We start from the raw sequence: 1888 nt of genomic DNA on the forward strand, positions 1-1888 counted from the left end.
TGCGGGGCGCGGTCGCGGTCCTTGCTCGGGACCCGGTCGATCCACACGTGCGGCGGCTCGAGGATGTGGTCGTCGACCGAGATCAACCAGTCGAGGTTCAGGTCCGAGGTCATATCTCCTCCTTCGGTTCGGTAAGGGGTGGCCCTGGCACCGTCACGGGATAGCTCCGGTGTCCTGAAGCTCGGCGATCTGTTCCCAGGTGTAGCCGAGGTCCAGCAGGACCGTCTCGGTGTGCTCGCCGTGCTCGGGAGCGCGGCGCAGCGCCGCGGGGCGGCCGTCGAACTGCACCGGCACGTTCGGCAACGAGTAGGTCGGCCCGCCGTCCACCTCCACCTGGCCGAGGTAGTCGTTGGCGAGCACCTGCGGATCGGTGAGCAGTTCCTCGACGGCCTGCATGGGAGCCCACGGCGCGTCGATCTGGCCGAGCAGTTCCTGCCACTCGGCGAAGGACCGCTTCGCGAACTCGGCCGCCAGTTCGTCCACGCAGGCGTCCCGGTTCTCGGCCCTGGCGCGCAGGTCCGCGAAGCGCGGGTCGGTGGCGAGGTCGTCGCGGCCGACCAGGCGGCAGAAGCCGGCCCAGTAGCGGTCGGACTCCAGGAAGACGAGCTGGATGTGCCTCCCGTCGCTGGTCCGGTAGGCGCCGACGAGCGGGTTGACGTAGGCCTCCCGCCCGGTCGCGGCCCGCGGCCGCCCGCCGGCGAGGGCCGCGAGCACGTCGGAGGACAGCGTCCACATCGCGGTGGCCAGCAGCGAGACGTCGACCACGGAACCCTCGCCGGTTCGTTCGCGGCGCAGCAGGGCGGTCGAGATCCCGAAGGCCAGGGCCATCGCGCCGTTGCGGTCGCCGATCGCGCCGCGCTGACCGATCGGCGCGTCCCGGTCCGGCGGTGTCAGGACATGCGCCATCCCGCCCTGCGCCCAGAAGGCGGACGAGTCGTACCCGGGCCGGTCGGCGCCGGGCCCGCGAACACCGAAGCCGTGGCCTCGGGCGTACACGAGGCGGGGGTAGCGCCCGGTGAGCTCGTCGGCGCCGAGGCCGAGGCGGTCCAGGGCGCCGGGCCGGAAGTTGGTGAGGAAGACGTCGGCCGTCTCCAGCAGCCGGTCGAGCGCCGCGCGACCGCCGTCGGTGCGCAGGTCCAGCGCGACCGAACGCTTGCCCCGGTTGGCCAGCGCGACCGAGAGGTTCACCCCGCCGCCGTCGGTGCCGATGCCCTGGGTGGCGAGCGCGCGGTACGGGTCGCCCTCGGGTCGCTCGACCCGGATCACGTCGGCGCCCCAGTCCGCCAGCAGCGCGCCGGCGACGGGCACGAACACCCACTGGGCGAGCTCGACGACGCGTAAGCCGTCGAAGGCACCCTTTCCCACGGCCACCTCCTCTTCTTGATCAAACGGGCTCACCCGAACCGTCGGGTACCCGAGCCCAGGCCGCACGCCGGTCGGATGAGGCGGACCGCCGCCGACGTCGTGGCACGACGGGCCGACTGTAGAACGTCAGCATCTCATCTGGGAAGACCAAATCTCGTTTTCGGTAGAACGTTGACTTCTCGCAACAGTGTTGCGATCCTCCTCACAGCCAACCGGGCGGCCCACGTCCCGGCGCCGCGAGCGTGCGGGGTCACGCCAGCGGGATCGGCCCGCCTTCCCGGTCGCCGCCATTGCCGATCTTGAAATTTCTGATGCACGAACCACTGAAACGAGGTAGACGCCCATGCGGCACAACGGCTCCCGCCGTGGCACAGGACGGTGTCGACCAGTGGCGGCGCGCCTGGGCGCGGTCCGTTTAGGCGCCCTGGCCGGCGGCCTGGCCGCGAGCCTGCTAGTGCTCTCGGCCTGCGGTGGTGGGGGGGGGGGGGCCGGCGGGGGGGGGGGGGGCGGCCCCCCCCCCCCC

The 1888-nt window shown here is 72.2% G+C and carries 1 protein-coding gene; it reads right to left on the bottom strand.

Translation table 11 applies throughout. The features are described 5' to 3' along the window. Nucleotides 1-153: 153 nt before the first annotated feature. A complete protein-coding gene (locus I6A81_RS41015; protein ID WP_203007339.1) occupies nucleotides 154-1365 on the bottom strand; it encodes a CaiB/BaiF CoA transferase family protein in 1212 nt (403 codons plus the stop codon). Between the last annotated feature and the right edge of the window lie 523 nt (nucleotides 1366-1888).

The sequence above is a fragment of the Frankia nepalensis genome (assembly GCF_016786325.1).
Classification (GTDB): Bacteria; Actinomycetota; Actinomycetes; order Frankiales; family Frankiaceae; genus Pseudofrankia; species Pseudofrankia nepalensis.